The 25,873-nt window shown below is 41.0% G+C and carries 30 protein-coding genes; 23 read left to right on the forward strand and 7 right to left on the reverse strand.

Annotated features, from left to right (window positions below; translation table 11 throughout):
• Window positions 1-277: 277 nt before the first annotated feature.
• The 3 genes from BW986_RS20240 to BW986_RS20250 are packed head-to-tail and all read left to right on the forward strand — an operon-like array spanning window position 278 to window position 1,698.
• Window positions 278-649, forward strand: coding sequence for a hypothetical protein (locus BW986_RS20240; protein WP_081395721.1), 372 nt, complete (start codon window positions 278-280; stop codon window positions 647-649).
• A complete protein-coding gene (locus BW986_RS20245) occupies window positions 646-1,146 on the forward strand; it encodes a hypothetical protein (RefSeq protein WP_076370138.1) in 501 nt (166 codons plus the stop codon). The genes BW986_RS20240 and BW986_RS20245 overlap by 4 nt, the downstream gene beginning before the upstream one ends.
• A gap of 39 nt (window positions 1,147-1,185) precedes the next feature.
• Complete coding sequence (locus BW986_RS20250) at window positions 1,186-1,698, forward strand: GrpB family protein (protein ID WP_076370140.1); 513 nt, start codon at window positions 1,186-1,188, stop codon at window positions 1,696-1,698.
• Between the two features lie 127 nt (window positions 1,699-1,825).
• On the opposite strand, the gene BW986_RS20255 is transcribed toward BW986_RS20250, so the two are convergent.
• The 3 genes from BW986_RS20255 to kduI form a co-directional block, all read right to left on the reverse strand.
• Entirely contained in the window at window positions 1,826-2,833 is a 1,008-nt protein-coding gene (locus BW986_RS20255) for a LacI family DNA-binding transcriptional regulator (protein ID WP_076370142.1), read from the reverse strand.
• Between the two features lie 184 nt (window positions 2,834-3,017).
• Window positions 3,018-3,794: a 2-dehydro-3-deoxy-D-gluconate 5-dehydrogenase KduD gene (kduD, locus tag BW986_RS20260; RefSeq protein WP_076370144.1), complete on the reverse strand. Its 777-nt coding sequence runs from the start codon at window positions 3,792-3,794 to the stop codon at window positions 3,018-3,020.
• 48 nt (window positions 3,795-3,842) lie between these two features.
• A complete protein-coding gene (gene kduI / locus BW986_RS20265; protein ID WP_076370622.1) occupies window positions 3,843-4,673 on the reverse strand; it encodes a 5-dehydro-4-deoxy-D-glucuronate isomerase in 831 nt (276 codons plus the stop codon).
• A 302-nt stretch (window positions 4,674-4,975) separates the two neighbouring features.
• On the opposite strand from kduI, the gene BW986_RS20270 reads away from it, so the two are divergent.
• The 10 genes from BW986_RS20270 (at window position 4,976) to BW986_RS20310 (ending at window position 12,467) form a co-directional block, all read left to right on the forward strand.
• Window positions 4,976-5,941 carry a sugar kinase gene (locus tag BW986_RS20270; RefSeq protein WP_076370146.1) on the forward strand — a complete coding sequence of 322 codons (966 nt, stop codon included), beginning with the start codon at window positions 4,976-4,978 and terminating at the stop codon, window positions 5,939-5,941.
• An 84-nt stretch (window positions 5,942-6,025) separates the two neighbouring features.
• Window positions 6,026-7,051, forward strand: coding sequence for a 2-keto-3-deoxygluconate permease (locus BW986_RS20275; RefSeq protein ID WP_076370148.1), 1,026 nt, complete (start codon window positions 6,026-6,028; stop codon window positions 7,049-7,051).
• 141 nt (window positions 7,052-7,192) lie between these two features.
• Entirely contained in the window at window positions 7,193-7,741 is a 549-nt protein-coding gene (locus BW986_RS20280) for a GrpB family protein (RefSeq protein WP_076370150.1), read from the forward strand.
• Window positions 7,722-8,135, forward strand: a complete 414-nt coding sequence (locus tag BW986_RS20285) for a YdbC family protein (protein WP_179086122.1) — start codon at window positions 7,722-7,724, stop codon at window positions 8,133-8,135. Before BW986_RS20280 ends, BW986_RS20285 begins: the two co-directional genes overlap by 20 nt.
• Window positions 8,136-8,143: 8 nt before the next feature.
• Window positions 8,144-8,320 carry a hypothetical protein gene (locus tag BW986_RS30325; protein WP_179086123.1) on the forward strand — a complete coding sequence of 59 codons (177 nt, stop codon included), beginning with the start codon at window positions 8,144-8,146 and terminating at the stop codon, window positions 8,318-8,320.
• Window positions 8,321-8,397: 77 nt separating this feature from the next.
• On the forward strand, window positions 8,398-9,153 hold the full coding sequence (locus BW986_RS20290; protein ID WP_076370152.1) for an AAA family ATPase: 756 nt from the start codon (window positions 8,398-8,400) through the stop codon (window positions 9,151-9,153).
• A gap of 184 nt (window positions 9,154-9,337) precedes the next feature.
• Entirely contained in the window at window positions 9,338-9,718 is a 381-nt protein-coding gene (locus tag BW986_RS20295) for a GntR family transcriptional regulator (RefSeq protein ID WP_076370154.1), read from the forward strand.
• Complete coding sequence (locus BW986_RS20300; RefSeq protein WP_076370156.1) at window positions 9,715-10,401, forward strand: ABC transporter ATP-binding protein; 687 nt, start codon at window positions 9,715-9,717, stop codon at window positions 10,399-10,401. The genes BW986_RS20295 and BW986_RS20300 overlap by 4 nt, the downstream gene beginning before the upstream one ends.
• Window positions 10,398-11,225 (forward strand): hypothetical protein, encoded by an 828-nt coding sequence (locus tag BW986_RS20305; protein WP_076370158.1) that lies wholly within the window; start codon window positions 10,398-10,400, stop codon window positions 11,223-11,225. Before BW986_RS20300 ends, BW986_RS20305 begins: the two co-directional genes overlap by 4 nt.
• Before the next feature lie 27 nt (window positions 11,226-11,252).
• Entirely contained in the window at window positions 11,253-12,467 is a 1,215-nt protein-coding gene (locus tag BW986_RS20310) for a hypothetical protein (protein ID WP_076370160.1), read from the forward strand.
• A 60-nt stretch (window positions 12,468-12,527) separates the two neighbouring features.
• Here BW986_RS20310 and BW986_RS20315 read toward each other — a convergent pair whose 3' ends face one another.
• From BW986_RS20315 to BW986_RS20325, 4 genes are all read right to left on the reverse strand, one after another.
• Complete coding sequence (locus BW986_RS20315) at window positions 12,528-13,727, reverse strand: MFS transporter (protein ID WP_076370162.1); 1,200 nt, start codon at window positions 13,725-13,727, stop codon at window positions 12,528-12,530.
• A 12-nt stretch (window positions 13,728-13,739) separates the two neighbouring features.
• On the reverse strand, window positions 13,740-14,168 hold the full coding sequence (locus BW986_RS20320; protein WP_311316565.1) for a MarR family winged helix-turn-helix transcriptional regulator: 429 nt from the start codon (window positions 14,166-14,168) through the stop codon (window positions 13,740-13,742).
• A 237-nt stretch (window positions 14,169-14,405) separates the two neighbouring features.
• A complete protein-coding gene (locus BW986_RS29755; protein WP_142244698.1) occupies window positions 14,406-14,594 on the reverse strand; it encodes a hypothetical protein in 189 nt (62 codons plus the stop codon).
• Window positions 14,595-14,783: 189 nt separating this feature from the next.
• Window positions 14,784-15,434, reverse strand: a complete 651-nt coding sequence (locus tag BW986_RS20325) for a DUF6944 family repetitive protein (RefSeq protein ID WP_076370164.1) — start codon at window positions 15,432-15,434, stop codon at window positions 14,784-14,786.
• A gap of 129 nt (window positions 15,435-15,563) precedes the next feature.
• Here BW986_RS20325 and BW986_RS20330 point away from each other — a divergent pair, with 129 nt between their 5' ends.
• The 10 genes from BW986_RS20330 to BW986_RS20375 all read left to right on the forward strand — a co-directional run bounded on the left by BW986_RS20330 (window position 15,564) and on the right by BW986_RS20375 (window position 25,837).
• Entirely contained in the window at window positions 15,564-16,043 is a 480-nt protein-coding gene (locus BW986_RS20330; RefSeq protein WP_179086124.1) for a DUF4306 domain-containing protein, read from the forward strand.
• Between the two features lie 262 nt (window positions 16,044-16,305).
• On the forward strand, window positions 16,306-16,953 hold the full coding sequence (locus BW986_RS20335; RefSeq protein ID WP_081395724.1) for a pentapeptide repeat-containing protein: 648 nt from the start codon (window positions 16,306-16,308) through the stop codon (window positions 16,951-16,953).
• A 198-nt stretch (window positions 16,954-17,151) separates the two neighbouring features.
• Window positions 17,152-17,838, forward strand: coding sequence for a VOC family protein (locus BW986_RS20340; RefSeq protein ID WP_076370168.1), 687 nt, complete (start codon window positions 17,152-17,154; stop codon window positions 17,836-17,838).
• A 155-nt stretch (window positions 17,839-17,993) separates the two neighbouring features.
• Window positions 17,994-18,389, forward strand: a complete 396-nt coding sequence (locus BW986_RS20345; protein WP_076370170.1) for a VOC family protein — start codon at window positions 17,994-17,996, stop codon at window positions 18,387-18,389.
• Between the two features lie 708 nt (window positions 18,390-19,097).
• A complete protein-coding gene (locus BW986_RS30330; RefSeq protein WP_063595989.1) occupies window positions 19,098-19,298 on the forward strand; it encodes a DUF3311 domain-containing protein in 201 nt (66 codons plus the stop codon).
• A complete protein-coding gene (locus BW986_RS20355) occupies window positions 19,295-20,770 on the forward strand; it encodes a sodium:solute symporter family protein (RefSeq protein ID WP_076370172.1) in 1,476 nt (491 codons plus the stop codon). The genes BW986_RS30330 and BW986_RS20355 overlap by 4 nt, the downstream gene beginning before the upstream one ends.
• 169 nt (window positions 20,771-20,939) lie before the next feature.
• Window positions 20,940-21,848: an alpha/beta fold hydrolase gene (locus tag BW986_RS20360; RefSeq protein WP_260320912.1), complete on the forward strand. Its 909-nt coding sequence runs from the start codon at window positions 20,940-20,942 to the stop codon at window positions 21,846-21,848.
• A 142-nt stretch (window positions 21,849-21,990) separates the two neighbouring features.
• On the forward strand, window positions 21,991-22,305 hold the full coding sequence (locus BW986_RS20365; protein ID WP_076370176.1) for a thioredoxin family protein: 315 nt from the start codon (window positions 21,991-21,993) through the stop codon (window positions 22,303-22,305).
• Window positions 22,306-22,478: 173 nt separating this feature from the next.
• A complete protein-coding gene (locus tag BW986_RS20370; protein WP_076370178.1) occupies window positions 22,479-22,985 on the forward strand; it encodes an RrF2 family transcriptional regulator in 507 nt (168 codons plus the stop codon).
• A gap of 2 nt (window positions 22,986-22,987) precedes the next feature.
• Window positions 22,988-25,837 carry a YhgE/Pip domain-containing protein gene (locus BW986_RS20375; RefSeq protein ID WP_081395726.1) on the forward strand — a complete coding sequence of 950 codons (2,850 nt, stop codon included), beginning with the start codon at window positions 22,988-22,990 and terminating at the stop codon, window positions 25,835-25,837.
• Window positions 25,838-25,873 lie beyond the last annotated feature (36 nt).

Below are 25,873 nucleotides of genomic sequence, written 5' to 3' on the forward strand. Positions count from 1 at the left end.
TATTTTCCTTTATATTGAAACTTTTCCTCACTTTAAACGTAGGAATAAGAGCATGCATGTATTCATCTTTCATCATAAGCGGATAATTCGACCCACGCGAGAAGTATTCAACATAGAACCATAAATAACAATCATACAATTTTCACGAAAATTTCATGATACAACTCCAATATAAAAAGTAGGAAATATTTATCATTTTATCATAAATGGTATATGATGAGTTTGATGTAATATTTTACAAGTTAAATAGAGCAAATTTACCAAGGAGGATTAAAAAGTGGAGGAAGCAATAATTGATTTTCTCATTGCAGTCATGTTAATTATTGGTTTCACATACGGTCTCATAAGGCAATTTAGACAATGTGTCAGAATCAGGAAGGGAAATAAATCGGAGTATGCACATTACAAGCGGATACTGATTGGAAACTATCTGATTTGCCTATCTTATTCAGGTTTTCTTTTTTCTTATATTTTGAATTCATTATTGGCATCCCGTATTATACCGGCTTCATTTATTACAAGTGATAATACTAGTTTTTGCTGTTTCAGTTTTCTTGCCATTCTATTAATCGCTAAATTTGGGATTGTTCCAAAGGAAAATGAACAAGTTGAATTACAAGAATACATAGTTGAGAAAGAGGAAATATGAAGAAATTTCCGCTTACCTTATTAATCGTATGTATATCGATCACCTTTTTATTGAATTTTGCCCTGCCAGAATTTGCTGGCAAAATGAAAGATAATATAAGTTCCATGAACATCCTTTATTCATACAGTGTCACAAAAACATTCTCGGAACAAATCCAGGATACGATTGAAATCGCTTCCGTGCCTTCAGGGGAAACCGAGAACAGGAACGGCGATTTCCGAAGTGATGTTAAGCTTGAGGGCACGCCGCTGAATATTAAAAGTGTAGTGAAAGAGAGCTTGAACAAACCGCATGATTATAAATTTAAAGAAAAATTAACCGGTCCGGAAGAGGGGTTTTCATACCGGAAATATTATCTTACCAAAAATTATGATAAAGGAAGATATACAATCATCCGAACGAATAAAATAACGGGAAAAGAAAAAGTGTATGTCGGAACCTATCATGAGCCGAGCGCGCAAGATCCTTTCGTCGAATGGTCACGTGATGAAAAATGATGGCTGACAATACCATTTCATGAAAAGTTGAGTGATTATATGGAAAAAACAGTGAAGATCGAGGATTATAATCTTGATTGGGTAAGGGAATTTCAACAGGAAAAAGCGAGGATAATGGAGGCATTAAAGAACTATTCACTTTGGGTTGAGCATATTGGAAGTACGTCCGTCAAAGGCTTGGGAGCAAAACCGATTTTGGACATCATGGCTGGCGTCCATCATTTAGATGAAGCTGACAAGTTCATTGAACCCTTGAAATCGATTGGGTATGAATTTGTCCTGCATAAGGAGTTTCCCGAAAGGCGTTTTTTTAGAAAAGGTCAATGGAGAGCGGGAACACACCATTTGCATATCTATAAATACGGAAGTGAACAGTGGAAGAATCAACTTTCATTCAGGGACTATCTAATAAGCCACCCTGACGTACGAAGACAATATCAGGAATTAAAATTATCCTTAGCTCAAAAGCATCCTGGGGATGTAGTGGGGTACACGAAAGCGAAAGCTCCATTTATATTATTAAATATCATAGAATCAGCAAATGGTGGGTGACCTCCAAGTTGAGAGTTTTAGCCGTGTTTTGGTAAATTACCTGAAAGAAAATTAAACTCCAACGGTTAGCTGTTCTGAAGGAAAATGGTAACGGCAGTGAATTTAAACTGCCGTTTTTGTATGAGCATTAGCATGAATTTCGTACAATAAGTTCGGGGGCAAACCGGTAAGTAATGTACGGGGTCTGATCCAAATTAGTTATCCGGTTCAATAATAACTCTGCTGTTTTAATTCCCATTTGCTGTATGGGTTGTCCAATTGTTGTGATGGATGGTTCATAAAACTCCGTATAAGCGACATCATCAATGCTGACAATGGCCACTTCCCCGGGAATCGAGATTTTTTGCTTTTTCAAATAGCTAAGGATTTCACGTAACACTAAATCATTTCCTGCCACTATGGCTGTTGGAGGTTTTTCTGCATCGAATATCTGGGCCAATTTTTCTTGAATTTGGTTTCTGGGTAAAGAATGAATATCATCTTCCCTGACTTCCAATTTATGAGATGCCATCGCTTTTTTAAATCCTTCGATTCTCTCCAACCTCGGTGTGATCGGGATATCAATAGGCAGGGTTAAAAACGCAATATTTTCGTGGCCTTTTTCAGCCAGCATGGAAACAGCTAAAAAGATGGCAGCATGATTGTCCAATAGGACGGAATCAGATGTAACTCCATCAACTAATCGATCAACGAATACCATTGGAATTGAATGATCGATCAAGTAATTATAGACTTTAAAATCATTTCCTACCGGAAAGATGATGATTCCATCTACTTGAGTAGATACCAGCAAATCAAGGTATTCCTTTTCTTTCTCCGGATCATCGGCAGAGTCACATATGAATACCTTCATGCCATGCTGCTGAAGCTGTTCTTCTACGGTACGAATGATTTCGGTGGATAAAGTATGTAAAATATTTGCTACGAGTATGCCTATGACTTTTGTTTTTTTCACTTTTAAATTCCTGGCATTATCATTGGGCCGAAAATCAAGTTCTTGGATGACTTGCTCGATTCTGTCTTTTGTTTCAGCGCTCATATAGCGAAAACGTTGGTTAATATATTGAGAAACCGTACTTTTGGAAACACCGGCCTTCTCAGCGACATCTGATATGGTAGTTTTCTTTTTTTTCATGATGTTCTCCTAAAGGATATTATTTCTTGAAATAGAACGGGATACCTTCATCATAACAAAGGAGCATTACGATTCCAACGCCAGTTAGATGATTTTGTTAAACATTGGATGTAAGAAACACCCTAAGCACTTTGGCTAAGGGTGTTAACCTTAAACTATTAATTTACAATTCTTATTCACCGGATTAACGAACGAGCCAGCCTCCATCAACAGCGAGGATATGGCCATTCATATAATCAGAGGCCTTGCTTGCGAGAAAAACGACGGTTCCCATCACATCAAAGGGAGTTCCCCATTTTTCAGCCGGGATCCTTGAGAGAATGTCTTTGTTTCTTGACTCATCTGCACGAAGCGCGGCAGTATTGGCCGTTTCAATATAACCTGGGGCAATCGCGTTAATTTGAATGTTTTTAGACGCCAATTCATTAGCGAAGGCTTTAGTCAGCCCGGCAACGCCATGTTTACTCGCAGTATATGCGGGAACGAACTTGCCTCCTTGGAATGTGAGCATCGAAGCGATATTTATGATTTTTCCGCTGCCTTGTTCAACCATTTCTTTGGCAACGAGCTGACTAAGAAAATACAAGGAATTAAGGTTAATGTCCATTACTGCATTCCAATCTTCGTCTTTATATTCCAATAAAGGAGCACGACGAATCGTTCCTGCGTTATTAACAAGGATATCGATTTTCCCGTATGCATCAAGACAGCCTTTTACAACACCTTTAAGGCTTTCCTTATTCGTAAGTTCGGCTTGATAAAAGACTGCTTTTTGGCCGGTCGTTTCGATTAAATCCTTTGTTTCCTGCCAATTATCACCATGAACAACGATAAAAACATCTGCACCCGCTTTTGCTAATGCAACCGCATATCCTTGGCCCAATCCAGTATTTCCTCCTGTTACGATGGCAACTTTCCCTTTTAAACTGAAAAAGTCCATTGAAAAATCCAGTAAACTCATCTTGTTTCCTCCATCCCCATATGGAATTAGTAAACCACTCTTAGCCTGTTACTTCATATCTGAAATAGGAAAGGCATCCATATCCTCATATGTATAATTCTCTCCAGCCATTGCCCAAATAAATGTGTAGTTGCTTGTAGCGGAACCACAGTGTATGGACCATGGAGGTGAAATGACAGCTTGTTCATTTTTCATGACAATATGCCTTGTTTCATCGGGTTCGCCCATCATGTGGAACAAAATCGCATCTTCTGCCAAGTCAAAATACATATAAACTTCCACTCTGCGGTCATGAACATGAGGAGGCATGGAGTTCCAGACATTTCCTGGAGCCAATTCAGTCATTCCCATACACAGTTGGCAGCTTTGGATCCCATTTTCATGAATCATTCTGCGAATCGTCCGCTTATTTGCCGTTTCCTGTGACCCCATTTCATCACCTTGCACTTCCTTGAATGCTACGTGTTGAACGGGGTAATTTTTATGTGCTGGAGCAGAGGCTAAATAAAATTTGGAGGGCTCGGAGTCTGAATCACTAGTGAATATCAGCTCTTTACAGCCTAATCCTATATATAGACAATCCCGATTTTGAAGGGTATATACTTCTCCATCAACTGAGATTTTCCCTGATCCACCTATATTGAATACCCCTAATTCTCTTCGTTGAAGAAAATAATCAGCTTTTATGAAATCATGGCCCTCAAGCTTAACCTCTTTAGAAACAGGTTTGATTCCTCCTATGATGATTCTGTCATCAAGGGAATAGCATAAAGAAACGTCATCATCGAGAAATAAATTTTCCACTAAAAAGTTTTTGCGGATTTCACTTGTATCAAAGTGCTTGGCTTGTGACGGATGAATGGAATAACGTTTTTCCATATGCATATAAATAACCTCCTATTTAGTAAAACGGTTTATCATGATTTTTCAAAATGTTAGCGCTATCAATATTAAAAATATATATAATATTTTCCAAATAGTCAATGATAATAGAAAATTTTAGTAGGTTGATCTGCATAAAATAAGAGATTGAAACTATGTTTTTATGCAAAATAAAAATCTGAAGATTAGTATTGTTAAAAACTGGTTTATATGGTAATCTGACTTTATTAAAAAGAAAGCGCTTTCTTGTAATTTAGGTTTACTAAACCGAAATACACCTTTTTCAGGGGGAATTATGAATGAAAGATTTAGATGTGATCACCTTTGGGGAACCGATGACCATGTTCTATGCAAATGAAGTAGAGCCTTTACATGAGGCTAAATCCTTTTCCCGAGCGATTGCGGGGGCAGAATCAAACGTAGCCTGCGGATTGGCACGTCTTGATTTAAATGTTGCGTATATGACGAAACTTGGCAACGACAGTTTCGGTAAGTTCATCATCGGAGAATTGAATAAAGAAAAAGTCGACACGACAGGTATCCGTTTTACAAGTGATCACCCGACAGGAATGCTAATCAAGTCTAAAGTGCTAGACGGAGACCCGGAAGTGGAATATTTCAGGAAAAATTCAGCAGCTTCCACTCTGGAAATTGACGACTTCTCAGAAGAATATTTTCTGCAAGCTAAACATCTGCATGCAACAGGTATCCCATCCGCACTATCTGAAAGCTGCCATGAATTTACAGTTGCTGCCATGAAATTTATGAAGAATCAAGGAAAAACCGTCTCTTTTGACCCGAATTTACGGCCTAACCTATGGCCGGATAAACAAAAAATGGTGGATTGCATTAATCAGCTTGCTTACATTTGTGATTTCTTTCTTCCAGGCATGTCTGAAGCGGAAGTTTTAACAGGACTCCAAACACCTGAGGAGGTGGCCGGATTTTATTTGAACAAAGGAGTTAAAATGATCGTCATCAAGCTTGGAGCAGAAGGAGCCTATTACAAAAATGCGAATGAAGAAGGGTATATTAAAGGATTTGTACCCGAAAAAGTCATTGATACAGTAGGGGCCGGCGATGGTTTTGCCGTCGGGGTGATCAGCGGCTTGCTTGAAGGTATATCCACGATGGAAACCGTTACTCGGGGTAATGCGATTGGCGCCCTGCAAGTCATGTCTCCTGGTGATATGGATGGTATGCCCAGCCGGAAACAATTACAGGACTTTATCGAAAGTCAGAACAAACTTTTAAACGTTGAATGATCGATAACAGCAGCCAGTTAACTCCACAACTAGACTTCCAATTACAAATAATCATAAATTTGATAATGAAGTGGAGAGATTGTGATGAGAATAAAAGCCGGAATAGAAAAAATCCCTGGTGGCATGATGGTTGTCCCTTTGTTCATAGGTGCTTTGATACATACTGTTTTTCCTGACACAGCAACCTTCTTTGGCGGATTCACAGGTGCGATGCTAACAGGTACTGCATCGATATTAGCCGTTTTTTTCTTTTGTGTCGGGGCTACGATAGATGTTAAGCAATCCGGGTATATCGCAAGAAAAGGATTTACATTGCTTATCGGTAAAGTCGTATTTGCGGCATTATTAGGATATGGGGCAGCTTTGCTGCTTCCAGAGAACGGGATTCAAACTGGTCTCTTTTCCGGTCTTTCGGTCTTAGTGTTAATAGCAGCTTTTAATGAAACGAATGGCGGTCTTTATACCGCACTCATGACAAAATTGGGCAGAACGGAAGATGCTGCTGCATTCCCGTTCATCAGTATTGAAAGCGGACCGTTCTTCACGATGATCATCCTTGGTGTTGGGGGCCTTGCAACGTTTCCATGGCAAACGATCGTCTCCACTTTGATTCCATTTGCAGTCGGTATGATTGTAGGTAATATCGATAAAGAATGCCGGAAATTCTTTGGACAGGCCGTACCGGTCCTTATCCCGTTCTTCGCACTAGCTCTAGGTTTCGGGCTGGATTTTGGAATGATCATAAAATCCGGATTCATGGGCATTTTAATGGGGGTTGCCGTCGTCTTCCTTTCCGGGGGTGTCTTATATCTACTGGACCGCTACGTTACAGGCTCGGATGGTGTTGCCGGGGTCGCAGCATCCTCAACAGCGGGGGCCGCAGTTGCAGTGCCTTTCATTATTGCCGAATTAAACCCGCAATTTGCTCCTGTAGCAGAATCAGCAACAGCAATCATCGCGACAAGTGTATTGGTGACAGCAATTCTAACACCCATGCTGACGATGTGGGTTGCAAAGAAACAAGAAGAAAGAGGGATTCCGCAGCGAAGAGGCATGAAACCAACTATTTTGAAAGATCCAACTGTGACTCCCATCCAAAAAGCGAAGTAAAACAAATGAAATGTAAGCGTTATCTAAAAAGCAACTGGGTTTATTATCCCGGCTGCTTTTTTTGTGATACAGGCACAATGATGTTAAAATAAGGAAATGGAAAAAGGGATGTAAATGCCAATTCCTATCAAGGAGGCTTTCATGAGAAAGGTCGAGGTCGTACCATATAGGACAGAATGGTCCAAGCTATTTCATGATGAATGCCAAAAATTAGAGGGTATTTTCGGGCCTGAATTGATAAAGTTATACCATATTGGCAGTACGGCCATTCCGACCATCCATGCCAAGCCAGTAATAGATATTTTGGCAGTGGTAAAAGATGTGGAGTGTGTCGCTGATTTTAATAAAGAGATGGAAGAAATAGGGTATGATGCCAGGGGGGAAAACGGAATCGCTGGACGGCGGTTTTTTCGTAAAGGCGGGGATGAGAGGACACACCATATTCACATGTTTCAAAAAGGACATGACGAAATAGCCAGACACCTCGTTTTTCGGGATTATTTGCTATCACACCCTGATGAAGCACAAAAGTATAGCAGGTTGAAGCAGCGCTTGGCAGCTCAATTCCCAGATGATATCAAAGGATATGTAAACGGGAAAAATGATTTTATAAAAGAGGTTGACGAAAAAGCGAAACATTGGGCGGCGTCCTTGAATGAGGGGGATCATCATGTTAATGAAGTGGATTAAATGCCAAGTGAATGAGGAAAACAAGCGTTCATTCTCAAAAGCACAAGAGAGATGGAGGGAATTGCGCCATTGTGCTGGTTTCATGGGACAAATCGGAGGGTGGAATAGAAATGAACCCTATGAAGCCGGCATTCTCTCCGTTTGGAAAGATCTTCATTCTTATCAAAGTTTCATGCAGCATCAGCATGATGAAATATTCGGGAAGAGTGACCAAGGAAGTACATATACAAATATTTCTGTCGATATCTACGGGAAAATATTCAATATAGGAACAAAGACATTACGGAATTTTTTTGCAAGGGAAAATTACTTCGAGTGGCTGACTGTTCTGTTGAAAATGATAAACAAGCCGGATTTGAGCAGGTTCAAAGGGACATATGGAACAAAGGGATGACATCGGGCATGCTGTCTGGTGCAATCGGAAAAAGGCAATCAGGGACATACCTGGCCGCATCAATATGGGACAATGAATATTCACATCAACGGTATGTGGATAAGGAATTGGCTGCCCTGATAAAGGAATCGGGAGGTAATACAGGAAGTTTATTTGAATTGCATTCAAAGTGGGCGGTCATTTAGAATCAAACATTATCAATCTATGAATGTAAGAAGGACATTTCAACGCTCTAAATATATTCTACAGAAGGTGATTATAAATGAAACTAGATTATGATTCACAGTATATCAGGGGCATCTACCTGAATAGAGACCGAATATCTTCATTTGACCATTTCCCTCTTGACCTGCCGGTTATCAAGCACCTTCAAGAGGTGGCTTTTCATCCCAGTGTCACCTATGTTATCGGGGAAAATGGAATGGGGAAGTCCACCTTGCTTGAAGGCATTGCGATTGCGTATGGCTTCAATCCTGAAGGCGGAACGTTGAATTTCAATTTTTCCAATTATGATTCACATTCCAATTTGGACGAATATCTCCGTTTGAAAAAGGGCGTGTACAAACCGAGGGATCATTTTTTCTTTAGGGCGGAAACCTTTTATAATTTAGCAACGAATATAGAGGAATTGGACAGGGAGGCATCGTTCGGGTCGAAAATCATCGATTCCTTCGGTGGAAAATCACTTCACCAGCAATCTCATGGGGAATCGTTTTTTTCAGCTTTTGTAGAACGATTTCAAGGCAATGGATTGTATATCCTCGATGAGCCTGAAGCTGCTTTGTCGCCATTGAGACAAATATCGATGCTGGCTAGGATAAATGAGCTTGTTCAACAAGGATCCCAATTCATCATTTCCACCCATTCACCGATCATCATGGCCTACCCGGATGCTAAAATCCTCCAAATTTCAGATGAGGGAATGAGTGAGGTGACTTTAGAGGAGTCCAATCACTATTTGCTAATGAAACAGTTTTTTGAAGATAAAGATCGGCTGCTTCATCATCTATTCGAATGAGATTTTAGCATGAAGCCCCCGACTGCACTTCGCATTCGGGGGTTTCATTTTGTTGAAATTCATTATTGACAGTTCAAGTGTATTACGGGTATAGTACATCTATAATGTGTATGAACCACTTAGTACATACACGCAAGACTCTATGCATATCAGACTTTTTTTAAATAAATAGGGGGTGGTTTTAATGAACGTAAATACCAGGGAACCGGTATATCTGCAAGTCGTTAGGCATTTTAAAGAACAAATAGCCATAGGCAAATTCGTGGCTGGACAGGAAATTCCCTCCCGAAGAGAACTGGCGGCTACACTGAACATAAATCCTAATACCGCTCAAAAAGCGTATAAAGAAATGGAGGAACAGGGCTTGATTCATACTGAACGAAATTTTCCCAGTCAAATCACGACGAATGAAACGATTTTACAGGCTGTGAGGCAGGAATTGATTTTGGCAGCCGTCGATACGTTTGTCGACGCGATTCGGCCGATTAATGTACCAGTCGATGAATTGCTTCGTGTGGTTAAAGAAAAATACTCGGAAGAAATAAGGGAGGAGGAAGAAAAATGATAGAAGTAAAAAGGATTTCCAAGAATTATGGCCGGAAAAAGATCTTGGATAGTGTTTCATTTACAGCCAATAAAGGGGAAGTCACTTGCCTGATCGGAATAAATGGTGTCGGTAAAACGACTACACTCAAAGCGATCATGGGATTGACTCCATATAAAGGTGAAATCCTGATCGATGATCAAAAGATGACTAAGGACAGTTATGAAAAAATCACCTTCATTCCGGACGCACCGACGATGCTTCCGCAAATGACCATTAAACAGGCCATGGTTTTCATGTCGGATTTCTATACGTCCTGGAATCCGGAAAGAGCTAACCAACTGCTGGGGTTTTTCAAGCTTAAAGAGGAGAGTCGCATTTCGGAACTGTCAAAAGGGAATACAGCTAAGCTCAACCTGATGCTTGGTCTGTCACTTGACGTCGATTATGTGCTGATGGACGAACCATTTTCGGGTATCGATATATTCAGCCGCGAGCAAATCGCCGATGTTTTTGCGAGCCACCTCATTGAGGACAGGGGCGTCATCATCACGACCCATGAAATCGGTGATATCGAGCATTTGATCGACAAGGTCATTTTATTGGATAACGGTACGGTGCTTAAAGAGTTCAATACAGAAGAAATGCGTGAAGAAGAAGGGAAATCGGTAGTCGATGTAATGAGAGAGGTGTATCAATCATGATGCGATATATAAAACTAGTGAACTTTGAAATCAACCGTTTCAGTAAAATCTATCTTAGCTTATTGTTGATAACCTTGGTTTCGCAATTTGCAGGAGTGATCTTCGTAACGAAGAGTCTTCTTAATGATGCCAGGGATGTCATGAAAGTAGAAAGACTATCTGAAGCCGCTTATATTACCAATTATGGAAGCTTTGATTTTAATCATATCGCAGATACCCTCTTTTTTGCAGGACCGATTGCGCTGAGTGCGGTTGCCCTTATTTTTTACATTTTCCTTATTTGGTATCGTGATTGGTTTGGAAAGAATACGTTCATTTATCGTCTATTGATGTTGCCAACATCCAGATTATCGATCTACCTTTCAAAAGCTACGGCCATCTTCCTGATGGTATTAGGGTTGATTGCTTTCCAAATCATCATTTTACCAATGGAAAATGCCCTATTTAATTCGAATGTGCCGGAAGCGCTCTTGAATGAAATGTCAATTTCTACTATCTCGAAAGCCAATCCGGTTTTGTCATTGATCATCCCAAGCACGTTCACGCAATTCCTGCTTTCTTATGGCATTGGTCTTATGATCATGTCGATATTATTCACGGCGATCATGTTTGAAAGAAGTTTCCGCATAAAAGGAATCATTTTGGGTTTGGTATATTGCGGACTCGCTGCTGTGTTGTTTTTAGCTCCAGTTTTAATGGAAATCGGGAATTTCTATTTCTATCCTAATGAATTATTTGGCCTGATGCTCGCATTAGGAATCATTTTGACAGGATTATCGGTTTGGCTTGGTGCATGGTTATTGAAAAATCGCGTTACCGTATAACAACAACTTTAAAGGAGAGTGAACAAGGTGAAACGTTATTTATGCAGCATCATTATTGGAATGGTTGTCATCTTAAGCATCGGGACCTATTATGTCAAAGTAGCTTCCTCCGCTTCCAGCCTTCCAAAGTATACGTTCAAGACACTGGAAGGCAGCGATAAAGAGCTTGATCCGGTGATCATAAATGGTACGCTTCAAAATAGCAGTACTTTTTATGAACCTTTAACAATTGAATCCAATACAACGACATATGCCAGTGAAAGGTCTTACTTGGAGAACTTAACTGGAAGACAAGATCAGAAAATTGAAAGATTAGTAAAAGAACATCGTTCGTTTATGCGTGGCAAGGATTCCATTAGTTCTTTATATGAAGACGATGATTTTCTCGCTTACGCTTGGGTGAATAGCGATTTTACGAATAACGGCAAAATGGAAGCGGAGTTTGATATCGGTTTACTGGAGAAGAAGGACGAAGAGGAAACTTCATTCCAAATTAAACTTCCCGATCAAGAGAGAATCATGAATGTTGATGTCAGGGATGTACAATTGGTCCATTCAAAACTACAGGTGTTAACGATGATCGATGTGAATTCAAACAATGAGAAGCAAACAAAAGAGGTTCATCTGTATACGATCGATGTAGCCAATAAAAAAGTCTTGAGCGATAAAACCCTTGTATCTGAATCCTTTACTTACCCTAATCAAGTTGATTTTGAGATGCCAATTGAAGTTGCTCCTTCCCAGCCAAACAGCATGGTTTTAATTTCGTTAATTAAAGGAGTAAATCATGAGGAGGGTCCCTTTGAGGAAAAACTAAAAGAAAGCAAGCTGATATCTTATAATTATGAAACGGAAAAATTAGAAACAGTTAAAAAAGGACCGCTTAGCCTTGACATAGCAAGATCAGGATATGCAGACGGGAAAAACCTATATGCAGTTGAAATGAAATCAGGAAAATACCGCATTAAAACATTTGACCTCAGCAGTCAAACGTTAACGAATGATACGGAGCTTGATATGGCTGTTAATAAAAAGGCACAATACTTTGCTGCCATTAAGAACGAACATGTGTATTTCCTATTAGGCAACGAAGTGGATCAAGACGTTTTAACATACAAGCCTGCCAAACTTCTGATTGCAGATATAAAGACTGGAAAGACTTTATATAAAGGTGAAACAGTCATAAATAAAAAGAACAGCAAAGGTTATGGACTTATTATCGATGAATTGGAAATAAAATAAGGACCTACTAAAGCTTTAAATAAAAAAAGGGATATCCCCAAATGGGATATCCCTTTTTATTTAAATGGAAGCCAAGTTCGTTCTGGCTGTACGTTCCTTCTTGCCGTGCAAGAAGTAGTAAAGGACGGAGGTTGCGATGACCAAAACGCCCAGGATGACATAAAGTGTGCTATACCCTGTTACTGGAATGATGAATCCCAGAATATAAGGGCCGAAACCAAGTCCTGCATCAAGCATGATAAAGAAGGTGGACGTTGCCATCCCCATTCGGTGAGGCGGAGTCAGTTTAACGGCAATCGCCTGCGAGCTTGATTGCATATTACCGAATCCAAGGCCGATGAGGAAACCAGCAGCCAGTAAAGTCAAACTATTGGTTGTGATACTTAAAAGCAGCAAGCCGATCCCGAAAACTATGAACGCCGGATACATAATGAAGTTCGATCCTTTCCGGTCCATTAATGGTCCTGAGAAAGGACGTGATAACAATACGGCTACTGCGTATACTACAAAGAAGAAGCTTGCCGTATTGACCAGATCAATTTCAATGGCATAAAAACTGATGAAAGAAAGGACACTGGAATAACAGAATGCCAATAACAGAGTGATGATTGAGATGGGCAGTGCCTTAGGTTCAATGAAATTGGAAAGCTTGAATCCTTTGCTTTCCGTAACTTTTGCCGTCACTTTCAATGCCGGGACATACAGGAAGAATGCAGTAATCAAGCTGATTACCCCTAAAGCCAGGCAGAAACTGAAAATCACTTGGAAGCTTGTATGTTGAGCCATATACAGACCGATGAAAGGACCGATTGCCGTCGCAAGTGTCGCGCTCATGCTGTAATAGCCGATGCCTTCTCCCTTTCGAGTTGCCGGGATGATCTGGGCGACAATCGTTCCCGTCGCAGTACTCGCCATCCCCATCGCCATCCCATGGATCAGGCGGTTAACAAGCAGGAAGCCAATTCCAAGGTCCACAAAATATAGAAGTGTTGTCAAAGTGAAAAAGATCAAACCTATGAATAATGTTTTCTTACGGCCGATTGAATCAATGAAACGGCCGATGAACAGACGTCCGATTAACGTCCCGATAATAAAAATTCCCGATATGAGTCCGGCTTCGCTTGTAGAAGCATCCAATTCATTAACAGCATAGATGGCAAGCGTCACCATCAGTAAATAAAAGATTAATGTTATGAAAAAATTGATGGACGAAACGATGACAAAGTCCTTCGTCCACAGTCTGGTTCTGAATTGATCCATGTTAGTATCTCCCTACTTTATAATGTTATTTCTTATTTCGCCCATGATACGTATGGCTGCAAGTTGTTCCTCCTCAGTGATCCCTTTCAAGATATCCTGTTCGTATCGATCGATTGTCACGCGGACTTCGCTGTAGATCTTTTTGCCAAGCTCCGTAAGCCGCATTCTTTTCTCGCGTTTATCTTTGCTGGGCACATGCTCGACATAACCCAGCTCTTCCAAGCGGGCAATGGTCCTCGTAATCGTGGGTTTTTCCACACTTTGATAATTGGCAAGCTCTACAAGCGTTGCCGAATCATAATTGAATAAGAAATGTAAAATGGACCATTGCGCCCTGTGTAAATCATGCTTACCAAGCTGGATATTAAGATTATTTTCAAACGGACGGTACAGCAGTAAAAATTGCTGAAAGAACTTTTGGTAAATCTCTATCAGAAACACCCCTTATACTTAATATATAGTTACCTTTAGTAATTGTTACCCTCGGTAACTATAATAGCAAAATAAATCCTTTCTGTCCACTCGGATTTGAAGTGCTTAAAAGAACCAAACTCACGAGTAAACGCCAAAAATTCACGAGTAAAACGACGAAATTTACGAGTAAACTGTCGAAACTTACGAGTAAACGGGCCAAACTCACGAGTAAAACGACGAAATTCACGAGTAAAAGGCGTAAACTCACGAGTAAACGCCAAATTCACGAGTAAAACGACGAAATTCACGAGTAAAAGGCGTAAACTCACGAGTAATCGCCAAATTCACGAGTAAAACGACGAAATTCACGAGTAAAAGGCGTAAACTCACGAGTAAACCGTCGAAATTCACGAGTAAAACGCCGAAATTCACGAGTAAACTGTCGAAACTCACGAGTAAACCGCCCAAACTCACGAGTAAACCGTCGAAATTCACGAGTAAAGGGCGTAAACTCACGAGTAAAAGGCGTAAACTCCCGAGTAAACGCCGAAACTCACAAGTAAACCGGCCAAAAGCGGTCATATTTCTTCTGTATGTTTCAAATTTAAAGAGGACCATTGATCTTGGATGGCCCCTTCATCATCATACATAATAGTTGGCATAGCTATATTGGCCGTTATGTCCATCTTTACTTTTCTCGGGCTTTTCGGGTTCTGGGCCAAGTGAAAAGGCATCGATCAATATGAATGCACCGAAAACTTGGGTCCAGCTGCCTAGTAAAAGAATTTGTTCTCCCATTCGTTGTTTTTCATTTAAAATGAAAATATTTCCGATCGATTCCAAAAAAGAACCGGCTGCAATGAGGCCATTTCCCTTGATCTCAAAAGAGCGTGAAAGGGACTCCTCCGTCAGTGATGCCCCGAATGCTTCAAAAGCGGCACCTAGGCCTTGGATTCCACTGCCGATTGCATCGGTTCTGGTGCCCTCCTCCTCTGAACCATTCAACTGCATATCTATTCCAACTGCATTTGCCGTATTGCCAATAGCCTCAAGCCAAGCACCGAATATGAAATAGGTTTCTATACTTTCATTTTCCGGGTTCAGCATTTTCGAACGGCCGATTGCCTGCAGCGAATTTCCAACGGCTTCAATGCCATTCCCTTTAAGGACCAGGTCTTTTCCGAGGTTAGTGCCCGTTAAAGTTTGCCGGGTTTGCCCGATTGCACCTACAAGTGTGCCGATGCCAAGTAACCATGCTCCTGAAATAAGGAGGTCCTCTCCATGAGTGATCATATCTCAAACGCTCCTTAAAAGTGGTTAGATTATATTATTCAGGAAACAGTGTTTGTTTACATATTGCTTTAACCGGCACATTTAAAAGTAAACCAATTATTGGTATAATGGCAGATGGGGGAGATGAGATTGACTTTTAACAATTTATTGCAAATGATCATTGCTGCACTTTTCCTTATTGTTTTTACGTTCTGTACCTGGTATGAAGGCAGCGAAATCATGGATAGACCTTGGGAATGGAAGTACTCCACGTATTTCACACAAGTAGATGATGATCAGGCGATGGATGCAGGTGATATTTCGAATTTCGATCATTTCGTGTATGCCGCAAAATTCAAACCGTTATTTCCATTTCTTATGGTTCTTACCGCATCGTACTTAATCATACTTACGGGATATATCCTATTTAAAAGAAGTATTAAAAAAGTGGCTCTATTCTTGTTTGGATTGGGTGTCCTTTTTCTGCTTTCAACTGGTTTTGTATCCAATTCCCCGACTGTTGGAGGAAATATCTTTCAAGCATTTTTTCTGATAGGCGGAATGATAGCGATAATAGGTGCAGCGCTATATTATTTCCGGATGCTAACAGGATTACATACTGAAATTTAAAGTTGCAAGGCTGCCGATGTGGCAGCTTTTTCTTTTGCAAAATGTTGATGGATGATGACACAAAATAACGAAAAATAATAGTCATTTTCACGAAATTCTTAGATTGAACTTCACTGAAATATAGCTTACGGTTAGTATATTACCGGCGGTGAATCGGTTCAGACCTTTAAAAAATAAATCATACCGTTGCCGCTAAAGAAGTGTGATGCAGTTGGAAAAAAGTTATCCAGTGATTGAAGAAATAAAGTGAAAAGGTGATAATATGTCAGGCAAAATCAAAATTGAACAGCCAAAGATCCCTCAAGACTTAACTCAAGCGAACTTTCAGGAAATATATTATCAAGATGAGCCTTATCTGGATTCATGTTTTATAACCAATTGTACGATCGATAGAGAAAAGATGGACAAAATCGTATTATCACAGGTAGTTTTTAAAAATGTGACATTCAGCGATGTATCTTTCAGGAATATCGAGCTGACGGATGTCATTTTCGATCATTGCGATTTGACGAATGCCGATTTCATGGGCGGCTCGATTCATCGGGTGGAATTCAAAGAGTCCAAACTATTAGGCATTAACCTGTCTGACGCGAGTTTAGGCAATGTCTACTTTGAGAATTGCAACTTGAATTTAAGTGCTTTTGGTTATTCCAGTTTAAAGCAAGTGAAGTTCGATCATTGCTCATTGGAAAGTGCTGATTATTATGAGTGTAAATTCATAAAAGTGAAGTTCGAAACATGCAGATTAAATGAAGTGAACTTTTCCCGGACACCGCTCAAGGGAATTGATATTAGCAGTTCCACATTCCAAAGGCTTACCGTTTCCCTGGAAGATTTAAATGGATGCGAAGTTTCCCCGGACCAAGCAATAGTTTTTGCAACCATACTGGGGCTGAAAATTAAAGAGTGAACCTTTTAAGATGGAAAAATGACTCAATGGAGCTGAAACGAGGGACCACCGAATTTGGTGGTCCTTTTTTGAGTTGGCTTGTCGCTAACTGTTGGCGATTTGTAGTAAAAATGGGCAGCTTGCATATGAAAGTACGGAATGTTTGCACAAATGCAGGATTACTTTACAATATTTGTTAAGTGGAAGGGGGATTGAACGTTGATTATCAATAAGGTCACTTTATATAGTCATGCATGGGATGAAATGCGGAATTTTTATGTTGATGTGTTAGGATTTGAGTTACTATCACAAACTGATGATGTATTTGAAATGAAGGCAGGGGAAAGTGTGCTTGAAATCAAAAAATATCATCACAATGAAAAGCCTTTTTATCATTTTGCCATGAACATACCGACCAATTTATTTACTTCGGCAAAAGCCTGGGCGAAATCAAAAGTGGAATTGACTAGAGAAGATGATTATGACGAAGTTTATTTCAGCTATTCTGATGCACATGCTTTTTATTTTACAGACCCTTCAGGCAACATTGTCGAGTTTATATCGAGATATTCCGTATCACCCAAATCCGAGGCTAAGTATTTTTCAGCTCAAGACGTCCTGTGCATCAGTGAAATAAACATTACGACAGATGAAGTCAGGGCTTTGGGAAACCAGTTGATCAGTAATGGTGTACCTGTAAGGAATGGTGAAGAAATAAGTGAAGATGGATTGAATTTCATGGGGGAACATGAAGCGGGTTCGTTTTTACTTTTAGGTCCAAGGAAACGGCGGTGGATTTTTTCGAATAAAGAGTCGAAAATCTTTCCGCTTTCGATAGTCATAAATCAGCAACTGGATATTTCAATGGATGGCAAAGGATTTATGGAATTGAAAAAAGTGGAATGATATTTTGGTAACACTTCATTCGACCGATTCCATCATGAAAGCTAACGCAGAAGCAGGGCTGCCTGCCGTTGGTGTATCTCCAAACCACCATTTAATCTTATTACTGATTAATAAATGAAGAAACTTAATTAAAGATGAACAGGAGTTTGATGAGAATGATGAAAGTCACACCTTTCTTGATGTTCGAAGGAAATGCGGAAGAAGCAATGAATTATTACACATCATTAATCGAAGGATCAAAAATAACCAGCATGATTAAGTATGGTGCCAATGAAGCAGGTACAGAAGGGAGTGTCATGCAGGCCACCTTTACCTTGAAGGATCAGGAATTCATGTGCATCGATAGCAATGTTAAGCATCAATTTACGTTTACACCTTCGTTTTCAATATTCCTTACATGTGATAGTGAAGAGGAAATTGACAGGCTTTATTCGAGCTTAGCTGATGGCGGGCAGGAGCTGATGCCATTGGGTGATTATTCTTTTAGTAAGAAGTTCGGGTGGATATCTGATAAATTTGGTGTTTCCTGGAAGCTTACTCTCCCAATATGAATAACGTGAAAAAAAGCCACTGAATAGTGGCTTTTTTCAGTTTGTTTGACCAAAGGTGTTCGTAAGTGACACCCCGGGCCATGAGATCCAGACGGTCGAAAAAAGTGCGAACCAACTTTTTTAACGAGACCTGGTTGTACTACATGATTTCCACTCCAGGTACTCGCTTTCCGTGGGCGGTCCGGGAGCCTCCTCCGCGCCTGTGGGGTCTCCCTTGCACACGCTTTTCCCGCAGGAGTCTCGCACACCCGCTCCAATCAACCTTGTTTAAAAAATTCAGATAGAAACCGTTTCGCGGAAAGGGAGCGGATTTCTGAAATCACCTGGAACGTTTATTAAATAAAAAAACTGTAGAGAGACTCTTGTTTCTATAAGGGATGAAAAAATTTTTTACTTGTAAAAATTTTTTTACCCATTAATAAGGATTCCCCCATCAACAGCACGTTGATTTTTCCTCAAGCATAAGTATGGCCCAACTAATTCCCTTGATATATACCCCATTCACTCCTGATGTTTCTGAAAATTCCAACATTGGCATGAGGATTGCTAGATTAAAAGTAATATCACATATTGACGACGGCAGAAAGGGGGACCATGAAACTGCGGCGGCTCAGTACTTATCAAGATTGCTGCGCAGGTGATGAATCGAAGGTATCAATGTTCGTGTTACCACATTTAGTTCATATCATTAGACAAGAGGAGAATCTCATGAAACCAATTTATTTTCTTTCTTTAATTCCTGTAATCGCCATACTTGGCGGGCCTTTTTGGGCTAATAGTATCGAACCGTACATTCTTGGCATGCCGCTATTCTTTTTTTGGAACTTTTCGTGGCTGATCTTTACCGCTTTAGTCGTTTTTATCATTTATATGCTAGATCCCAAGAATAAAGAGAGGGAAGAGAAATGAATATTGCGATCATCATTATTTTCAGTTTCCTGTTGCTGTCACTTTATTTAGGGATTAGGGCAAGAAAAGGCAAGGACATGGACCTTGAACAGTGGACAGTCGGCGGACGCGGGTTCGGTCCTTTCATCATCATGATTTTACTGGCGGGAGAGATTTATTCCACCTCCACTTTCCTGGGGTCCAGCGGGTGGGCATATGGTATAGGCGGTCCGGCATTGTACGGAACGGCGTTCGCAGCGTTGGGCTACCTGTTTTCATATTGGATTTATCCTGCCATTTGGAGCTACGGAAATAAACATAAGCTCATTTCACAAGCAGACTTTTATGTTAAAAAGTACAAAAGTCCGTTATTGGGGGTACTCGTTTCAATCGTAGGTGTTTTGGCCCTGGTACCGTTTTTGGTGCTGCAATTAAAGGGTCTGGGAATCATCGTATCTACTACTTCCTATGGTTCGATTTCACCGACGGTTGCCGTTTGGATCGGAGCTGTTTCAGTTACGGCTTATGTGATGATTTCAGGTATCCATGGATCGGTTTGGACAGCTGTTCTCAAAGACATCATGATCGCTTTGGTCGCGTTATTTTTAGGGATTTACATTCCGCTTCATTATTTTGGCGGAATCCAGCCGATGTTCGAAGCAGTCAATGCCGTCAAGCCTGATTTCCTGACACTACCGGATATGGGGATGAGTGCTTCATGGTTTATATCCACGATCATCTTGACGACGTTAGGTTTCTATATGTGGCCGCAAACATTCGGTTCTGCATATACAGCTAAAAGTGCCAAGACATTCCGTAAAAATGCGTTCATCCTTCCGCTTTACGGAGCATTATCCGTCGGTGCGATCTTTGTGGGCTATGCCGCCATCATTAAAGTTCCCGGGCTGCAGGGGCCGGATATGGATCTTGCGTTATTGAAGCTTTCGATCAATACCTTCGATCCTTGGTTTGTGGGGGTCATCGGGGCAGCGGGTCTATTGACCGCCCTTGTTCCTGGCTCGATGATTTTAATGAGTTCAGCGACGCTGCTTGCCAAAAACGTGTTTCAGCATTTTTCTCCTTCTGCCTCGGATAAACAAATCACGACGATTGCCAAGTTGCTCGTACCTGTTCTTGCTCTCATTGCCGTGTATTTTACTTTGACTGGAGGAAATACGATCGTGGCCCTTTTATTGATGGGATATAGCATGGTGACTCAATTATTCCCATCTTTTATCGCCAGTCTCCTGCAAAATAACTTCGTGACGAAAGAGGGTGCGTCAGCGGGCATCATTGCCGGTTTAGCCACTGTTGGGTATACAACCATAACAAGCGCTACAATTGGGACACTTTTCCCGGCATTGCCGCAAGCCGTTAAAGATTTGAACATTGGTCTTGTTGCTCTCCTCATAAATGTGATTGTAATGATTGGAGTCAGTCTCATTGCAAGGAAATTTTCCAAGGATAATAAAGGTGAATTGGAAGCTGCTTGATAATTTTGGATTTTAATAAAAAGGCTGTTTTCGCATACTTTGTTGCTATTTTGCAGCGGGACAGGTGAGCATCTGGAGGGGAAATCAACCACACCGCTTTACTTGTTTTAAATCGTTTCGTTTTAAATCAACAATCTTTACGAAAAGAGCCTAAAAAAAGAGGAGGGGCATGATGTTTGCAAAGGTAAACGGAACAAAGATATATTTCGATGTGGAAGGGGCGGAATTGGTGCCTGAAGGAGATTCATGGAGAAAGAAGCCGGTCTGTTTCGTCATTCATGGCGGACCCGGGGGCGAGCACATTGGATTTAAACCGTTCCTGACGCCGCTTTCGGAATCAATGCAGTTGGTTTACATTGATCAGCGCGGTTGCGGACGTTCTGAGCGCGGTCCGAAATCGACATATAACCTGGAGAATAACGTGGAGGATCTAGAGGCGATCCGGAACTATTTGGGGTTGGGAAAGGTTATTGTACTGGGCCATTCTTACGGGGGGATGGTTGCACAAAAGTACGCCATTCGCTATCCGGACAATGTGGCTGCCCTTCTTCTGATCGCAACTTCACCAAGCCATGTCTTTGGAGAAGAGGCAATGGTGAAAATAGAGGAAACCGGGACGGATGATCAAATAAGGATGGCAAAACTTCTATTTGAGGGGGCTATGGAAAAACAGCATATGGCTGAATTCAGTATAGTCATGGAACCGCTCTATTTTTACTCATCAAGGGGAAAGGTAAGAACTGAAGCGGAAAAAGAGATGATGCGAAAGAAGAAATCGAATTTTAATTGGGAAGCGGCTAATGAAGGGGCCAAGTTTTTGAAAACATTTGATTTAATGGACCAGCTGGATCAAATACCGTGTCCAACATTAGTGGCAGGCGGCCGTCATGATTGGATCACCCCTGTTGAGGCATCCATTCTCATCGCCGAAAAGATTCCTGACAGTGAATTGATCATTTTTGAAAAAAGCTGTCATTATGTTTTCATTGATGAAAATAGGGAGTTCATTTCAAGGATTTCCTCTTTCATGAACGGTAGATTAGGACTCCATGAAATAGCGGCTTTGCCCAAAGCATAGAAAAGGTACATGAACCGGGCAAGAGTTTGATGGATCCAGGATGAACCGTTTGTGCTGTAAAGGAATTAATTATATATTAATCCTTGTGTACATTAATTCATGGATTAAAGTATGATGATAAGAAAGCCCGGAGGAGAAGATCATGAAAAATATCAATACTGAACAAGAATACCGTGAACAAATCAATCAAGAGGGACTGACGGTCGGGATTTTTACGACTACATGGTGTCCAGACTGCAAACGTTTAGACATGTTCATCGATGAAATCACTCAGGAACATCAAGACAAACAGTGGTTTACAATCGATCGTGACGAGTTCCCTGAGATTTCTGACGAGCAAACGGTAATGGGAATTCCATCACTATTAGTATTTAAGAATGGGGAAAAGGTTGCACATCTGCACAGTGCAAATGCTAAAACTCCAGAAGCGGTCAATGAATTTCTAAATGACCTATAAAAAACCTTGAAAGGTGAACCCCTTATTACGCTGTCATAAGGGGTTCACTTTTTTTTAGAAATTTTTTCTAGAATTAACTTGATTTCTATGATGAAACGGGTTTTAATTATAGATACCGAATATCCATTATGGATATCAAACATCCACATACATACTGAAAGAGGTGAAATGATTTGCAATTAACAAAAGGGGTCGAGCAAGCTATATGCATCATCGTTATCCTCTCCACCCAGGATAAAAATGTACCGCTTTCGTCCAATGAGATCAGCAGACGATTGGAGGTGTCTCCTTCTTATTTGAAAAAAATCATAAGGAAACTGGTCGTTAAGCAGATAATCACTTCCGTTCCTGGTAATAACGGCGGCCTTACTCTTGCCAAAAGTGTAGATAAGATTAAAAACCTTGAAATTATCGAGGCGATGGAAGGCCCGATTTCGATGTTTCCGGATACGGGGCTTATAGAAAAAGCATTTAAAGATGGAGAGTATGCAGAGAAGGGGATGGACGTCCTTCGTCGGATGTTTTCCCGGGCGGATCAACTTTTGATAGAGTTCTTTTCCAGCCAAACAGTGGCAGATTTGCTGAAAGAAAGCTTTGGCACCACGGACATACCGACTCTTAATTGGAATTCGACGTCATTGAGTGATGTACTGCGTGAAAAGAAAGGTGAAAAGAAGTGAACATGCTTAAACAAGAATGGAAGCTTTTCCTAACAAATCGAAAACTGGTCGGTGTCGCAATCGTTTTACTGTTCGTACCGATTATTTATGGGGGATTATTTCTTAGTTCCGCTTGGAATCCATACGGAAATACAGGCAAATTGCCTGTTGCAGTCGTGAATAAGGATGTGAAGGCGGAATATGAGGGAAAAACCTTAACAGTCGGTAATGAGCTAATCGAGCAATTAAAGGACAATGATGATTTGGAATGGCATTTCGTAACGGAAAAAGCGGCGAAAAAAGGGTTTGATGATGGTACATATTATATGGTCGTTACCATTCCGGAGGACTTTTCAAAAAATGCTGCAACCGTCATGGATGATAAGCCAAAAAAAATGAATTTGACGTATGACGTGAATCCTGGACGCAGTTTCGTTTCTGAAACGGTCGGAAAACAGGCAACGAATAATTTGAAAACGGAAATTGCCGAAAGTGTCACAAAAGAATATGCGGAAGCGATTTTCTCCCAGCTTGATAAAATCGGAGATGGATTCAATGATGCAGCAGATGGAGCATCAAAGCTGGATGACGGCGCTAAAAAACTGCATGATGGAAACAAAGAAGTGACGGAAAATCTGAATAAATTGGCTTCAAGCACATTAACTTTTAAAGATGGAGCGAATAAACTTCAAATTGGCGTAGGCGAGTTTTTGGAAGGAGCCAACAAGCTTGAAAGTGGCGCGTCGGAATTAAATAAGGGAGTTTCACAATATACTTCCGGTGTCGGTCAGTTGCAAAAGGGTGCGGACGAACTTGCATCAGGCACAGGGGAATTAACTAATAATAGTGAAGCACTTTTACAAGGTTCATCCCAACTTTCCACTGGGCTCGCCAAAGTGGTTCCAGGGGCCCAAACTTTAAATACGGGATTGGCACAAGCGCAAACAGGCAGTGCGAATTTAAATGATGGATTGAATCAATTATCACAAAATGCAAGCCAGCTGACAGACGAATCGACAGGAATTCCAAAATTGGCAGCAGGTCAGCAAAGTTTAAATGAGGGAATCAATAAACTTGCAGTAGGAAGCCAGGCGTTAAATGACGGCCTGAAAAAAATGGATGGCCAATTGCCTGCAGAAGAACAGCTGAGTCAGCTTAAGCAAGGACTGACAAGCATTCAAAGCGGTGTGAATCAATTGCAAGAAGCTGTTCCTGCAGGGAGCAGCGCGTCCGGTACCGTATCTGGCATTACTGAAGACCTCAATAACAGTCAAGCGGCCTTAACGGAACTACAATCAACCATTGCGAATAATGGTCAGAGCACGATCAATGCCGTTCAAAGCACGGAAGCATTCAAAAGCATGACCGGCGAACAACAATCCGAATTAATCGGGGCCATTCAAAATGAACTTCAAAACCAAGCGGAAGCACAAAAACAAATCGCATCGACTCTTGCTGCAAGTGTATCCGACTTATCAACGCAATTAAAGGATAAAGTAATGCCTGTATTGAATGGATTAGGCCAGCTTCCAGAACAAGTGGCCAATTTAAATAATGCGGTGAATAAAGTCAATCCAAACGCCGTTTCAGCGTTAAACGGCTATACAGCAATTAGGAACGCACTTGAAGAACAATTGATTCCTGGTGCAACTCAATTAGATGGCGGCTTGAATGAGGCTGTTGAAGGCAGCAATCAATTAACGGCGGCAACACAAAGTTTAAATGAACGGACTCCAGAATTAGTGAAGGGGATCAACCAGTTAGCACAAGGCGGTTCCTCGTTGAATAATGGCCTATCAAAACTAACTGAAGGATCTGGTCAGTTGGTTGATGGAGTTTCACAACTTCAAGCAGGTTCAACCTCCTTTGGGAATGGTCTTCAGAAGTATGCGTTCGGTGTTAGCCAAGTTGGCGAAGGGGCAAGCAAACTTGCGAGTGGGGCCAATGAACTGAATGCCAACTCAGCTGCCTTGAACGATGGCTCATCAGCACTTGTTAAAGGCACTGAACAATTGGCAAGCAATCTGCCTACTTTAAGCAATGGAGTCATCCAGCTTGCCGATGGGGCAGGTAAGATCAATGAAGGTTCCTCGGCACTTGCTGAAGGTTCCGGAAAATTGGGTGATGGAATATCCTCACTTAAAGATGGAACGGTCGAACTTTCGGAAAAACTCGGTGATGGGGCAGAAGAAATAAGTGAAAATAAAACAACCGATGATAATTACAGCATGATTGCCGAACCGACACAGGTTAAAGAACAAAAAAGCAGTGACGTGCCGAATTATGGTCATGCACTGGCTCCTTATGTATTGTCTCTTGGCTTATTTGTAGGAGCTATTGCCTTCAATATGGGATTCCCGACAGGCTTGCCTTCTACAAGGCCTACTTCAGGAGTGGCATGGTGGTTCAGTAAATTTACGGTCCTGTTTATCCAAGCGACGCTTTCGGCATTAGTGTTGGATGCAATCATGATTTGGGGAATGGATTTACAGGTCGAGAACATGGGGCAATTCATTGGGGTTTCCATACTGACTTCCCTTACCTTCATGTTCATCGTCACCTTCTTGACCGTAGGATTTGGAAATCCGGGTCGTTTATTAGCGATGATATTCCTTGTATTACAGTTAGGTGCAAGCGGAGGAATGTTCCCTGTGGAACTGACCAATAACTTCTTCAGTCATGTTCACCCGTTCATACCAATGACATACTCTGTCATGGGCTTCCGTCAGGCGATGAGCACGAGCCTTGGAGCGGATGCATTGACAACGAGTATAGTTTTCCTTACTGGATGCATCATTGTTTTCAATCTACTGCTATTGCTAACGATGGTCATCAGGAAGCGTAAAGAACACAATGTGGATATGGATGCATAAACTAATGAAAAAAACCCCCGGTGCAATGCGCCGGGG

This window comes from Peribacillus simplex (assembly GCF_900156045.1).
GTDB classification, from domain to species: domain Bacteria; phylum Bacillota; class Bacilli; order Bacillales; family DSM-1321; genus Peribacillus; species Peribacillus simplex_D.